Origin of the sequence: Pseudomonas sp. R1-43-08 (genome assembly GCF_003852255.1) — a bacterium.
Taxonomy (GTDB): Bacteria; Pseudomonadota; Gammaproteobacteria; order Pseudomonadales; family Pseudomonadaceae; genus Aquipseudomonas.
Window position 1 is genome coordinate 2,511,746 of record NZ_CP027734.1, and the last position, 13,840, is coordinate 2,525,585.

At 61.2% G+C, this 13,840-nt stretch carries 9 protein-coding genes and 1 pseudogene; all 10 read left to right on the top strand.

All coding sequences use genetic code 11. The annotated features are described in order from the left end of the window. The first annotated feature begins 148 nt into the window (after positions 1-148). Positions 149-1,147, top strand: coding sequence for an alpha/beta fold hydrolase (locus C4J87_RS11430; protein WP_124366864.1), 999 nt, complete (start codon positions 149-151; stop codon positions 1,145-1,147). Positions 1,148-1,445: 298 nt separating this feature from the next. Further along, complete coding sequence (locus C4J87_RS11435) at positions 1,446-2,726, top strand: alkane 1-monooxygenase (protein WP_124366865.1); 1,281 nt, start codon at positions 1,446-1,448, stop codon at positions 2,724-2,726. Between the two features lie 124 nt (positions 2,727-2,850). Beyond that, the gene (praA, locus tag C4J87_RS11440; RefSeq protein ID WP_124366866.1) at positions 2,851-3,354 is read left to right on the top strand and encodes an alkane oxidation protein activator PraA; all 504 of its coding nucleotides are present in this window, start codon (positions 2,851-2,853) and stop codon (positions 3,352-3,354) included. Positions 3,355-3,472: 118 nt separating this feature from the next. Next, positions 3,473-3,958, top strand: a complete 486-nt coding sequence (praB, locus tag C4J87_RS11445) for an alkane oxidation protein activator PraB (RefSeq protein ID WP_124366867.1) — start codon at positions 3,473-3,475, stop codon at positions 3,956-3,958. Between the two features lie 201 nt (positions 3,959-4,159). Beyond that, the gene (locus C4J87_RS11450; protein WP_124366868.1) at positions 4,160-5,605 is read left to right on the top strand and encodes an outer membrane protein transport protein; all 1,446 of its coding nucleotides are present in this window, start codon (positions 4,160-4,162) and stop codon (positions 5,603-5,605) included. 279 nt (positions 5,606-5,884) lie between these two features. Further along, positions 5,885-8,409 (top strand): annotated as a pseudogene (locus C4J87_RS11455) (acyl-CoA dehydrogenase). Between the two features lie 138 nt (positions 8,410-8,547). After that, positions 8,548-9,891 (top strand): 3-oxoacyl-ACP reductase, encoded by a 1,344-nt coding sequence (locus C4J87_RS11460; RefSeq protein WP_124366869.1) that lies wholly within the window; start codon positions 8,548-8,550, stop codon positions 9,889-9,891. A 3-nt stretch (positions 9,892-9,894) separates the two neighbouring features. After that, positions 9,895-10,803: a MaoC/PaaZ C-terminal domain-containing protein gene (locus C4J87_RS11465; RefSeq protein WP_124366870.1), complete on the top strand. Its 909-nt coding sequence runs from the start codon at positions 9,895-9,897 to the stop codon at positions 10,801-10,803. After that, the gene (locus C4J87_RS11470) at positions 10,796-12,094 is read left to right on the top strand and encodes an acetyl-CoA C-acetyltransferase (RefSeq protein ID WP_124366871.1); all 1,299 of its coding nucleotides are present in this window, start codon (positions 10,796-10,798) and stop codon (positions 12,092-12,094) included. The genes C4J87_RS11465 and C4J87_RS11470 overlap by 8 nt, the downstream gene beginning before the upstream one ends. A gap of 31 nt (positions 12,095-12,125) precedes the next feature. Beyond that, positions 12,126-13,829 carry an AMP-binding protein gene (locus tag C4J87_RS11475; RefSeq protein WP_124366872.1) on the top strand — a complete coding sequence of 568 codons (1,704 nt, stop codon included), beginning with the start codon at positions 12,126-12,128 and terminating at the stop codon, positions 13,827-13,829. Positions 13,830-13,840: the final 11 nt, after the last annotated feature.

The following is a 13,840-nucleotide window of genomic DNA, read 5'->3' on the forward strand; positions in this document are numbered from 1 at the left end:
GAAAATTTCGCCTACGCTAGGACCTTGTTCGATCTATGCGACTTGTCCGACAGACGCGCATGGAGGCTGGGTCCAAGGTGTGGACGAAGGTTGAGGCCTGATCAATCCCGATCGGGTCGCCAACAGCAGGGAAGCAGAGGACCGAGCTATGGCTGTCGAGTGGGTTGTCGCTGCGGGTGTAGTAATAGGCGCGAGCGCTGTGTCGTGGGCTTTCAGCGCCTGGATGACACGGCGTATTGAAACCGCCGTTCCGATCAACGGGCGCGTCGTCGAGGTGGATGGCGAGCGCTTTCATTATGTAGACGAAGGCCAAGGCCCAGCGCTGGTGATGATCCATGGGCTGATGGGCAGCAGTCGCAACCTGACTTACGCGTTATCCGGTCAGTTACGTGGGCAGTTCCGCGTCATCAGCGTCGATCGCCCAGGGTCGGGCTACTCCAGTCGGCACAACCACACGGCGGCAGACCTGCCGGCCCAGGCGCGCCAAATGGCCGCTTTTATCAAAACCCTCGAGCTGGATCAGCCGCTGGTGCTTGGGCATTCCCTGGGCGGTGCGGTTGCCCTGGCGTTGGCCCTTGACCATCCGCATGCAGTATCCGGCTTGATCCTGGTGGCGCCCTTGACCCATCCCCAGCGCATGCTGCCGTTGGTGTTCCTGCCCCTGGCCGTGCGCCCTGCCTGGCTGCGACGCTGGGTGTCGCGCACCTTGACCCTGCCCATTGGCCTGTTGACCAAGGGCTCGGTGGTCAAGGGCGTGTTCGCCCCCGATGCCGCCCCGCCAGACTTCGCTACGCGCGGCGGCGGTTTGCTGGGGATGCGTCCCGAGAACTTCTTTGCCGCGTCCACTGAGATCAACCGAGTCAACGATCACTTGCCGGACATGGTCAAGCGCTACCCGCTGCTGACGCTGCCAATCGGCCTCATCTACGGCGCCCGGGATAACGTGCTCGACTTCCAGAAACACGGTCAGGGCCTGGCCAGCAAGGTGCCCGGGCTGAAGCTGCAGGTGGTGGAAGACCGAGGGCACATGTTGCCGATTACTGCCACGGAACGAGTGGTGGCGTTGGTCGAGCAGGTTGCCAAACGGGCTGGGCCTGCACGAAGCGCCGCCGTATTGCAGCCCTCGTTTGCCATGGCGGGCAAATAACCATGCCATCCGATCTGCGGTTCCAGCGCGTCAACGCCCGCCCTAGACACCTGGCGGGCGCTCTGAAAAAGAGACTGCCCAGTCACGCAAAAAGGCCCGGATAAACTGGTTGACGACCTAACGATTCCGCGCTATTTATTTAAAAAATTATTTCAATTTCTAATTTGAAACATTTTTTGAAATGCCTAAGAGCGAATAAAATAATGAAAAAAACGCCTTTTATCGCATGGTCGATGTCTCGGAGCGGCCAGCGCTCCGCCCTCCTGTTTGCTGCCTCCGCCTGCGCTCGGAGGTGGGCATGAACCCGTCCCTGGCGGTGCCAGGCGTCTGGGCCGACGGCAAGCGTTACCTGTGGTGGCTCGGCATCATGCCCCTGGCGACTCCACTGCTCTCGGGGGCCCTGGCTATCGGCACCGGTATTCAGCAACTGTGGTGGATCGGTGTGCTGGTCATCTTCGGCCTGATCCCATTGATCGACGGCCTGTTGGGTGAAGACCTCAGCAACCCGCCGGAATCTGCCGTCAGCCATCTCGAATCCCAGCACTACTACCGTTGGATCGTCTATACCGGCGTGCTGTTTGTGATCGCCTCGGTCGTGATCACCGGTTGGCTCGCCGCCGGCGGCATTGACTGGATCATCGGCGGCGGGCTGCTGCGGGCCACCGCGACCTTCGATCCATCGAGCGGGCTGGCACATGCCGCAGCGTTCATTAGCGCCCGCACCGAGTTGCACGGCCCCGTCAGTGGCTTCACTTATCTGGGTATGGCGATGTCCACCGGGGCCGCTACCGGTATCGCGATCAACACCGCCCATGAGCTGGGGCACAAACCCAAGCCATTGGAAGTGTTCCTGGCCAAGGTCACGCTGGCGCCGACGTTCTACGGGCATTTCTACACCGAACACAATCGTGGCCACCACGTACGTGTCGCCACACCGGAAGATCCGGCCAGTTCGCGCCTGGGTGAAAGCTTCTGGGCCTTCCTGCCGCGCTCGGTATGGTTCAGCGCTCGCTCGGCCTGGAACCTGGAGCGCGAACGCCTGCGCAAACTTGGCCTGCCGGCCTGGCACTGGAAGAATGCGGTGCTCAGCGCCTGGACGTACAGCGTGCTGCTCTGGGGCGCGATGATTGCCTGGCTGGGCGCGGCAGTGATTCCGTTCCTGCTTATCCAGGGCGCCTACGGTTTCTCGTTACTGGAAGTGGTGAATTACGTCGAGCATTACGGCCTCAAGCGCCAGAAATTGCCCAATGGTCGTTATGAGCGCTGTTCGCCGCGGCACTCCTGGAACAGTAATCGAATAGTCACCAATATCTTCCTGTTTCAATTGCAACGGCATTCCGATCATCATGCCAATCCCACGCGTAGTTATCAGTCGTTGCGCCACTTTGATGAGTCGCCGCAACTTCCCTATGGTTACGCGAGCATGATTGTCTGGGCCTATGTTCCGTATTTGTGGCGGCGCCGGATGGACCATCGTGTATTGAATCATTATGCCGGTGATATCACCTTGGCTAATCTCCAGCCTTCACAGCGCTTGAAGTATCTGGAGAAGTACAGCGGCGAAGCCAAGCCGTTTTAATTTGAAATAAAAACGCGTTTTTCGAGTGTATTTCGATAAGGATTTCTACGTCGATTGTTTGTTAGCTTAGTTGCAGGATGGTTGTTTACCCGAACGAAAATAATTTCAAGGGAAGGGCGTAAACATGCAAGTAACTCAGGTCACTATAAAGTTCACCGTTAATGTCATACTGGCCGCGCTGGGCCTGATCGCGTGGCATCACGCACAGGCCGCCCGTATCGAACCTGCCGGTAGCGCGTTTACAGCCCAGGGCCCAATCAGCTTCTCCAAAGGCGCGTTGATCAGTGCTGACTGCACCATCAAGGTGGCCGGCAAAGTGACGGCCGATGGGACATCCGTCAATATCGACAAAGTGGTGTTCGATGGCGGGCTCAAGTGCAGCCGGGTCGAAGCTATTAATTTGCCATGGATCTTGATTGCAAAGGATACAAAAAGCGGCTCGATGTCGAAGATCAGCGTGGACGTGCATGCATTCGGTCTGGGCGGCAAGTGCGGTCCTTCTACTGCAGTCGGTACGTGGGATAACGCCACCGGCAAGTTGGAGGCTGCCAATGTACCTATTGGTGATGACTGCACCATTAAAACGGTATCAATCAAGATGCCGCCTGATTTCAAAGTAGTTGAATAAGGTTGTCGGACTTAACTGAATTTGGCTGGAATACGAAGTTCTGCAGTTTCACCGTGACTTCGTGTTCATGGTCATTACCCCAGGCGAAATAACTCGCCATTACATGTGAGGCAAAATAATGAAAAGCTTGAAAACCCTCGTTTGTGCAACTTCGTTTGCAATGTGCTTCGGCGCCGCGTCGATGGCCAGTGCGGCTTCCGTCTCTCCGGACGGTCCGTTCTCGACTAACGCCGGCACCATCGTGGTGAAGTCGCCTTCGTCTTTTGGCGCGGCAGTGACATGCGGTATCACTTTTACCGGCAACGTTAGCGGTGGCGTGGCCTCGATCAACGGCGCGACGCTGACCGGCGGCGGTCTGTGCGCTTTGCCAAAGCTGACTAACCTGCCTTGGGTATTGACTGCCTCGACGGGCACCACCGGTACCGTGACCAATGTCGGCTACAAGATCAGCTCGATCCCAGCCACCAACTGCGGACCAACCCCTATCGCAGTCACTTGGGCTGCAGGGACCAAAACCCTTTCGGCCGCCAATCAGTCGCTGAGCGGAAACTGCACTGTGGAATCGCTGAACGTTGTGGCCCCGACGCTCACTGTAAACCCGTAAGCGCGTGACTCCGTAAAGGGCTGATCACCCGTTGAAATGCCGGCGCCCCCCGCGAGGCGCCGGTCAACGATAAATCGCCTTCGCTTATCACCCATCCCTGATTGTCATACACCGTTCCAGTACAGGCGCTTTTGAACAACGCTCCATGGTTACACGACCCACCGGCAGGGGCCGGGCGCACATAATAATAGGGAGTACCGCATGAATAATAAGAAACAACACGCTTACACGTTACTGGGACTGGCCTTGTTGGGAGGCCTGATCACTACGGAACATGTGCAGGCGGGCGGGTTTTCCACGCCCACTTATGGCGCCCCCGGTTGGGGCCGCGCATTTGGTGGCGGTTCTCTGTTCAAGAATGACCCGAGTGCGGCGTACAACAACCCAGCGGCCATGGCGTTCATCGATTCAACCATCGTGCAGCAGACCGTCGATTACGCCCGGATCAAGATCAAATATTCCGGCCAGGCGTATGACCATAACGGCAACCCGGTGACCAATACGCCAGTGCTGGATGACCAGGGCAACCTGGGCGATCCGACGCTCAATACCAATAATGGCGGCCAGGGCGGTTTCACCGCATGGCTACCCACCGGTTTCATGGTCATGCCCATCGGCGACCGCTTTGCTTTTGGCCTGAGCCAGGTCGTACCGCAAGGTATGAAAAGTACGTGGAACGAAAACTCAAAGCTGCGGGATTTCGCCGTCGACACCAAGATCGAGACCATCGGCCTCACAGGCTCACTGTCGTTCAAGGTCAATGATGAATTTTCGGTCGGTGGGGGTGCCATCGTTCAGCGCAGCCAGGGAAACGTCAGCCAGAACGTTGATGTGTTGGCTGCCGCAGATGTATCACCCGGGCTTGGCGGCACCGGCTTTCCGACCGGTGTCGGGCATTCCTTGATGCGTGTGAAAGTCGACAACATCTCGGTAGGCTGGTTTGGTGGCGTTGTGTGGAAACCGACGCAGCAAGACACGCTGGGTTTGAATTATCACGCCAAGATCAAAAACAAGATGACCGGCAAGTACGACGTTTATACGGACGCCATCGGTCGTAACACAATGACCAACCCTATTGGTCCGAACGGAGAGACGCTGGTTGAAATGGCCTATCCCGGTCTCAAGCTGTTCCCGGATGGCGCGCATGCCAGTGCGCAACTGGATATCCCGGCGACTGCTGCGATTGACTGGGTCCATCAGTTCAATGACCGCTGGACGCTCGGTGTGAGTGCCCAGTGGACTGAGTGGTCCTCGTTCCAGGACCTCACACTCAAGTCTCAGGGCTCGACCATTGTTGCCATTCCCTACAACTACAAAAACGCGTGGATGACCTCAATCGGCGGCGACTACAAAGCCACCGACGAACTCACCCTGCGTGCAGGTGTGGCGTATGACCAGACGCCTACCCGTAACTCCACGCGTGACCCGCGGATCCCTGATGGCGATCGTTATTTCCTGGCGTTTGGTGCCGGGTACGACATCAAGGCAGTGCCGGGCCTGTCAGTGGATGGCGCGTACTCGCACCAGTTCGTCGAAAAGGTCAACCTGAAAACCAAGAACGTCGATCGCCTCGGCGCTGCTCAACTGGACGGGAAGGCTGAGTCGTCAGGTGACGTCGTGAGCTTGTCGGCGACCTATAAGTTCTAGTCACGCACCTGACCGTGTTGAAGCCGGGTATTCAGCGCATCTTGAGACCCGGCGCACACTGACACGCTTACAGAACAATCCGCAGAACCTAATCGGAGCCACATGACTGATGCAATTAGGCTGACTCGTTCAGCCCTGAATATTTTCGCCAGACCATTAAATAAAAATTTCAAAACAAAATTTGAATTTATTTTCCCGAGTTTGTAGTGTGGCTCTACGCCCCGCTCAATCCGAGCGGTCCGCACGGGTGCCACGCCCTGAATCAAGTAGAGGTATCCCATGGTTATCTGGTTATTGGTGGGTTTCGTCGCGGCGATTGCCCTGGCGTATCGACAAGCCGCTGCCACCCTGTGGCTGGGCGCCGGCCTGGTATGGCTGGCGGCTGGCTATCTGTTCAACGCAGTGGCCGCATTCGGCACTACCGTCGCAGCGGTGCTGGTGGTGTTGCCGGCCTTGTTGCTGGCGATCAAACCCCTGCGCCGCGTGCTGTTGACCAGCAAGGCCCTGGGGCTGTTTCGTACGGTCATGCCGGCGATGTCCGACACCGAACGTGCGGCCATCGAATCCGGCACCGTGTGGTGGGACGCCGAGCTGTTCAGCGGCAAACCCAACTGGCAGCGCCTGCTGCAAGCCGCGCCGGCCAGCCTGAGTGCCGAAGAGCAGGCGTTCCTGGACAACGAAGTCGAAACCCTGTGCGACATCGCCAACGATTGGGAAACCACCCAGGTGTGGCAAGACATGTCCCCGAGGGCTGGCAATACACCAAGGACGCCGGCTTTCTCGGCATGATCATTCCCAAGCAGTACGGCGGCAAAGGCTTCTCCCACTACGCGCACTCCCAAGTGGTGATGAAACTGTCGACCCGCTGCTCGGCGGCGGCCATTTCGGTGATGGTGCCCAACTCCCTGGGCCCCGCCGAACTGCTGCTGCATTACGGCACCGAGGCCCAGCGCAACTATTACCTGCCGCGTCTGGCGCGGGGTGAGGATATTCCGTGCTTCGCGCTGACCAGCCCGTATGCCGGCTCCGATGCCGGGGCCATTCCCGACGTGGGGATTGTGTGCAAGGGCCTGCACGAAGGCGAGGAGGTGCTGGGGTTCAGCGTAACCTGGGACAAGCGTTACATCACCCTCGGCCCGATTGCCACGGTGCTGGGCCTGGCGTTCCGTGCCGAGGACCCGGACGGTTTGCTCGGTGCCGCAGGTGCCCTGGGCATTACTTGCGCGCTGATTCCCACCTCCCATCCAGGCGTGAACAGCGGCCGTCGCCACTGGCCGCTGAATGCGGTATTCCAGAACGGTCCGACCACCGGCAAGGATGTGTTCATTCCGCTGGAGTGGGTGATCGGCGGTCGCGAACAAGTTGGCAACGGCTGGCGCATGCTGATGGAATGCCTGGCGGCGGGCAGGGCGATTTCACTGCCGTCGGCCAACGTCGGCCTGGGCAAAGTGGCGGTCCGTGGTACCAGCGCCTACGCCGCGATGCGTAAGCAGTTCGGTCTGCCCATCGGCAAGTTCGAAGGGGTGCAGGCACCGTTGGCCCGCATGGCCGGGCACTTGTATGCCTGTGATGCGGTGCGCAAGGTGTCGGTGGCGTCCCTGGATGCCGGCGAGAAACCTTCGGTCATCTCGGCCATCGCCAAATACCACGTCACCGAGCGCGCGCGAATGATCGTCAACGATGGCATGGACATCGTCGCCGGCAAGGGCATTTGTATGGGGCCCAATAATTTCCTGGCACGCGCCTATCAGCAAAGCCCCATCGCCATCACGGTGGAAGGCGCGAACATCATGACCCGCTGCCTGATCATCTACGGCCAGGGCCTGATCCGCTGCCATCCCTATGTGCTGCGCGAAATGGAAGCGGCGCGCAACCCGGACCAGCGCAAGGCCCTGCAGGCGTTCGACAGCGCGATGTTCGGCCATGTGAGTTTTGTACTGGCCAACACCGTGCGTGCCACGGTGCATGCGCTGACCGCTGGCCGGCTGCTTTCTGCCCCGGCCAAGACCGACCCGGCGCTGGCTTCCTACTACCGCCAGGCCAATCGTCTGTCGGTGGTGCTGGCATTGGTCTCGGACGTTTCCATGGGGGTGCTGGGGGGCGCTCTCAAGCGCAAGGAAAGTATCACCGGGCGCCTGGGCGATATGCTGTCGCAGTTGTACATCCTGTCTTGCGTGCTCAAGCGCTTTGAGGACGACGGCCGGCCCCAGGCCGACTTGCCGCTGGTGCATTGGGCGGCCCAGGACGCATTGTTGCGCGCCCATGAAGCGCTGGACGAAGTGCTCGACAATTATCCGTCGAAAGCCGCTGCGGCGGTGCTGCGGGGCTTGAGTTTCCCGTTTGGTATTCCTTTGCGCAAACCGTCGGATCGCCTGTTGGCCCAAGTCGCCGAGGTCGTACAGACCCCCGGCGAAACCCGCGACCGTTTGCTCGCCAACTCCTACATCCCGCGCCCGGAAATCGACAAGCTGGCCTATGGCGAACTGGGGTTCCGCCTGTTGCCCCAAGTGGAGCTGATCGAGGCACGGCTCAAGCCCGTCATCAAGCAAGGCCTGCTCGCGCCAATGCCGATTTCGTCTGCGGCCTTTACCGGCTGGCGCGTCAAGGCACGGGCGTTGGACCTGATCAGCGACGACGAAGACGCTTTGCTCGCACGCTATGTGGAATACGCCGACCACGGCATCCAGGTCGACGATTTCCCGCAGGACTTCGGTTTGCTGGAGGCCCTGCAGCAGCGCAAGCAGGCGTTGGAGCCCGCCGCCAAACGTCGCGCCAGCCAAAGCGAGAACGCTTCGGTCAATTAATCCAAACGCGGTCCCAATGTGGGAGGGGGCTTGCTCCCGATAACGGTGGCTCAGATGCAGATTCACTGACTGACACTCAGCTATCGAGGGCAAGCCCCCTCCCACATTTGATCGGATTTACAAAGCAGGATTTGTGTTATGAGTGACCGCTACCTTTCTTTCGTCAATTCCCTCTGGGGGCGCCGCCTGGCCCAGGCCGTTGGCTTGCCGCAACCCTTGCCCCTGCAACGCCATCGCAGCGGCCAGCCCGGTTTGGCCAACCCGGTCATCGTCGCCGGGGCAGGGCGCCTGACCGAGCATGTACATCGCCTCTTCAGCAGCACCGACACCGTCGCCGCTACTGCGGCGACCGTCAAGGCGCCGTCGACGGTGAAGGTGCAGGGCGCGGTGTTCGATGCCACGCACGTGGCCGACCTGCAGCACCTGGATGAGCTCTATACATTCTTTCACGCCAACGCCAGACGCCTGGGCCAACACGCGCGCGTGGTGGTACTCGGTACCGCCCCGGAACATTGCCAGGACTTGCCCCAGGCCGTCGCCCAGCGCGCGCTCGAGGGGCTGGTGCGCTCGTTGGCCAAGGAGCTGCGCCGGGCGATCACCGTGCAATTGATCTACGTGGCGCCGGGCGCCGAAGACGCGTTGGACAGCAGCCTGCGCTTTTTCCTGTCACGCCGTTCGGCTTATGTGTCGGGGCAAGTGATACGCCTCCAGAAGCCTGTGGACAGTCACATCACCCTTCACTGGGACAAACCGTTCGCCGGCCGTCGCGCCTTGGTGACCGGTGCCTCCCGCGGCATCGGCCTGGCCATCGCCCAGGTGTTGGCGCGCGACGGTGCCCATGTGGTGTGCGTCGACGTGCCCCAGGCCCAGTCGGCGCTGCAGCAGGCCGCCGACAGTGTGGACGGTTCGGCATTGCCCCTGGACATCACCGCGCCGGATGCCGCCGCGTTATTGCAGGCGCATGTCAGCCAGTATGGCGCCTTCGATGTGGTGGTCCACAATGCCGGAATCACCCGCGACAAGACCATCGCCAAGATGACCGAAACCGCCTGGCGCAGTGTGCTGGCGGTCAACCTCGAGGCGCCGTTGCAGCTCAGCCAGGCGCTGCTGGACAACCACGGCCTGAACCCCGGTGGGCGGATTGTGTGCGTCTCGTCGATTTCCGGTATCGCCGGCAACCTCGGGCAGAGCAACTACGCCACGTCCAAGGCCGGGGTGATCGGCCTGGTGCAGGGCCTGGCCCCGCGTGCGGCGGCGCAGCAGGTGACGGTGAATGCGGTGGCGCCAGGGTTTATCGAGACGCAGATGACCGCGAAAGTCCCGCTGTTGATCCGCGAGGCCGGGCGGCGCATGAATTCGTTGCTTCAAGGCGGCCAACCGGTCGACGTGGCCGAGACCATCGCCTGGCTGGCGCATCCGGCGTCCGGTGGGGTCAACAGCCAGGTGGTGCGGGTGTGCGGCCAAAGCCTGCTGGGAGCCTGAACCATGGACTACGTGACCCAGATCATCGACCCGCCACCCTCGCGCATCCAACTGGTATTCGACGCTGTGCGCGGCTTGCGCAAGCCCGAGCCTGGCGCCGCGCCGTTATTGCCCAGGGAGCGTCTGGTACGCCCGGCGGTGGAGCTGTCGAGCGCCGCCATCGCGGCGTATGCCCGTGCCTGTGGCTTTCGTCGCGAGCAGGGCGTGCCGCTGTCCTATCCCCACGTGCTGGCGTTCCCTTTGCACTTGATGCTGCTGACCCGACCCGGCTTCCCCTACCCGGCCAGCGGCATGGTGCATTTGGCCAATCGTATTCGCCAGCACCAACGGTTGCATGAAGGCCAGGCGCTGCGCCTGGAAGTGTTTTGCGAACGCTGGGTCGCCCATCCCAAGGGGCAGGCGTTGAGCATCGCGACCCGTGCCTACGGCGCGGGGGCCCTGGTGTGGGAAAGCGACAGCCTGTACCTGCGCCGGAATGTGAAAAGTCCCGTCGGGGAGCTGTGGGTGGACGCACTGCCGTTACAGGAGGAGGGCTTGCTACGCACCCAGCGCTGGGTATTGCCCGCCGATCTGGGGCGCCGTTTTGCCAAGGTCTCGGGGGACTTCAACCCGATTCATACCTCGGTGATGGGCGCGAAACTTTTCGGCTTTCGCCGTGCCATCGCCCACGGCATGTGGACCCTGGGCCGTGCGCTGGCAGCACAGCAGCCACCGGGTGGCCTGGACCACGCCGAGGCCCATTGCGATTTCAAGTTGCCGATCTTCCTGCCCGGCCAGGTCGCCCTGTGGAGCCGCCCCGTGACCGGCCCGCTCCGGGAATTCGAAGTGCGCAATGTGGCCGGCGACAAACCGCATATGCGCGGGTTGTTGCTGTGGGATCAAACGCCTGGAATGAGAGCCTTACATGAGTGACTACAGCTTCAATCCGCCACCGACCCGACGCGTGGCGATCATCGGCGGTAACCGCCTGCCGTTTGCCCGTTCCAACACCGTGTATGCCCATGACAGTAACCAGGACTTGCTGGTGGCCGCCCTGCAAGGCCTGGTGGATCGCTACAACCTGCACGGTCAGCGCCTGGGCGAATTCGTCGCCGGTGCGGTGATCAAGCATTCGCGCGATTTCAACTTGGCGCGCGAGTCATTGCTGTCGACCACGCTGTGCGCGCAGACCCCAGCCTACGATGTGCAGCAGGCCTGCGGCACGGGCCTGGAAGCCGCGTTGCTGGTGGCCAATAAAATCGCGCTGGGCCAGATCGAAGTGGGTATCGCGGGAGGCGCGGACACCACCTCCGACGCGCCCATTGGCATCAACGAATCCCTGCGCCACACCTTGCTTGCGGCCAATCGGGCCAAGGGCATGGGCGACAAACTGAAGGCCTTGTTGAAGGTGCGCCCTTCGATGTTGTTCAAGCCGCTGCTGCCGCGCAATGGCGAGCCGCGCACCGGCCTGTCGATGGGCGAGCACTGCGAAGAAATGGCCAGGCGTTGGCAGATCAAGCGCCTGGCCCAGGATGAGTTGACCCTCGCCAGTCACCAACGCCTCGACGCGGCCTATAAGCGCGGTTTCTTCGACGATCTGATCAGCCCCCATCGGGGCCTCGCAGGGGACAACAACCTGCGCGCCGACATCAGCCTGGAAAAACTCGCCAGCCTGGCGCCGGCCTTCGACCGCCAGGACGGCACGCTCACCGCCGGCAACTCAACGCCCCTGACCGACGGCGCTTCGGTGGTGTTGCTGGCCAGCGAAGCGTGGGCCGCTGCCAATGGCTGGCCGGTGCTGGCCTACCTGCGCACCGGCGAAACGGCGGCGGTGAATTTCGTCGACGGCACCGAAGGCCTGTTGATGGCCCCGGCCTACGCCGTACCGCGCATGCTCAAGCGCGAAGGCCTGGGCTTTGCCGATTTTGATTTCTTCGAAATCCACGAAGCATTCGCCGCCCAGGTGCTGTGCACGCTCAAGGCCTGGGAAGACCCCGACTACTGCCGCGAGCGGCTGGGCCTGGACGCACCGCTGGGCGCCATCGACCGCGCAAAAATGAATGTCAACGGCGGTTCGCTGGGCTGCGGCCATCCGTTTGCCGCCACCGGTGGCCGGCAACTGGCGGCGTTGGCCAAGGCCATCCATGAGCGCGGCGGCGGTCGCGGCTTGATCTCGATCTGTGCGGCAGGCGGGCTGGGTATTACCGCCATCGTCGAAAAGTAGCCCTATCCACAACAACAATAAGGACGCAGCCATGAACGCCATCAGCCTGGAACACACCGAACGCATCTGGTTGAACGCCTACCTGCCCGGGGTGCCGGCGGACATCGATGCCGCTATCGAGGCTTACCCCTCGTTGCGCGAAGTGTTCGTGGAACACCTGGAAAAATTCCGCGAGCGGGTGGCGTATGTCAGCATCGGCACGCCCATGACTTACGCCGACTGGCACATCCAGGGCAGCGCATTTGCCGCGTGGCTGCAGGGCCAGGGGGTGAAGAAGGGCGACCGGGTCGCGTTGATGATGCCCAATTGCCTGCAGTACCCGATCTGCCTGCTGGGCACGATCCTGGCCGGCGCGGTGGTGGTCAACGTCAATCCGCTGTATACCGCCCATGAGCTCAAGCACCTGCTCAAGGATAGCGGTGCTGAGACCGTGGTGATCTTCGAAAACTTCGCCCACACCCTGGAAAAGGTCATCGCCGGCAGCAGTGTCAAGCGCGTGGTGGTGGCGGCCATCGGCGACCTGCTCGGCACCTTCAAGGGCGCGGCGATGAACTTCATCCTGCGCAGCGTGCAGAAACAGGTGCCGGCCTTCACGCTGCCCGGCTCGGTGCGTTTCAACCAGGTGCTGAAACAGGGGCGGGCGCTCAATTTTCTGCCCGTGAGCATAAGCCGCGATGAGCTGGCCTTCCTGCAATACACCGGCGGCACCACCGGCGATGCCAAGGGCGTGATGCTCAGCCATCGCAATATTATTGCCAACCTGTTGCAAGCCAAGGCCTGGGTCGGTGATCAACTCGACCAGGACAAGCAGGAGACCAACGTCACCTTGCTGCCGCTGTACCACATCTTTTCTTTGACGGTGAATTGCCTGATGTTCATGTGCCTGGGCGGGCGCAATATCCTGATTGCCAACCCACGGGACGTGAAACGGGTGCAGATGATCCTGCGCAAAGAGCGCTTCAACGGGATCGCCGGGGTCAACACGCTGTTTAACGGTTTGCTGGAGAACAAGGAGTTCTGCGCGCGGGACTTTTCCGACCTGCGCATGGTGATCGCCGGGGGCATGGCCACGCACACAGCGGTGGCCAAGCGCTGGAAGGAAGTCACCGGCTTGCCGATCGTCGAGGGCTACGGGCTGACCGAGTGTTCCCCGGTGGTGAGCATCAGCCCCATCGACATCAACCGCATGCGCGAGATGGAATTCACCGGCAGCATCGGCGTGCCCTTGCCGTCGACCTGGGTGCGCTTCGTTCGTGAAGACGGCGAAATCGCCGAAATCGGCGAGCAAGGCGAACTGCAAGTGCGCGGGCCGCAAGTGATGCAGGGCTACTGGAAGCGCCCGAAGGAAACCGCCGAAGTGCTGGACGCCGAAGGCTGGTTGTCGACCGGTGATATCGGCGTGATGGATGAGCGCGGCTACATCCGCCTGGTGGATCGCAAGAAGGACATGATCCTGGTCTCGGGTTTCAACGTGTACCCGAACGAAATCGAGGACGTGGTGGCGATGCATCCAGGGGTGGCGGAAGTGGCGGCTATCGGTGTGGAAGATGGCGTGACCGGCGAGAAGGTCAAGATCATCGTGGTGCGCAAGGACCCGAGCCTGACCCAGGAGCAGATCCTCGCCCATTGCCGGGAATATCTGACCGGTTACAAGGTGCCCAGGTACGTGGAGTTCCGCACCACCGAACTGCCTAAAACCACAGTCGGCAAAGTGCTGCGCCGAGCCTTGCGCTGATATTGAAGGCG

Coding starts and splice junctions, on each gene's coding strand:
- C4J87_RS11460 (WP_124366869.1), top strand. CDS start 8,548: ATGAGTGACCGCTACCTTTCTTTCGTCAATTCCCTCTGGGGGCGCCGC.
- C4J87_RS11465 (WP_124366870.1), top strand. CDS start 9,895: ATGGACTACGTGACCCAGATCATCGACCCGCCACCCTCGCGCATCCAA.
- C4J87_RS11475 (WP_124366872.1), top strand. CDS start 12,126: ATGAACGCCATCAGCCTGGAACACACCGAACGCATCTGGTTGAACGCC.
- C4J87_RS11450 (WP_124366868.1), top strand. CDS start 4,160: ATGAATAATAAGAAACAACACGCTTACACGTTACTGGGACTGGCCTTG.
- C4J87_RS11430 (WP_124366864.1), top strand. CDS start 149: ATGGCTGTCGAGTGGGTTGTCGCTGCGGGTGTAGTAATAGGCGCGAGC.
- praA (WP_124366866.1), top strand. CDS start 2,851: ATGCAAGTAACTCAGGTCACTATAAAGTTCACCGTTAATGTCATACTG.
- C4J87_RS11435 (WP_124366865.1), top strand. CDS start 1,446: ATGAACCCGTCCCTGGCGGTGCCAGGCGTCTGGGCCGACGGCAAGCGT.
- C4J87_RS11470 (WP_124366871.1), top strand. CDS start 10,796: ATGAGTGACTACAGCTTCAATCCGCCACCGACCCGACGCGTGGCGATC.
- praB (WP_124366867.1), top strand. CDS start 3,473: ATGAAAAGCTTGAAAACCCTCGTTTGTGCAACTTCGTTTGCAATGTGC.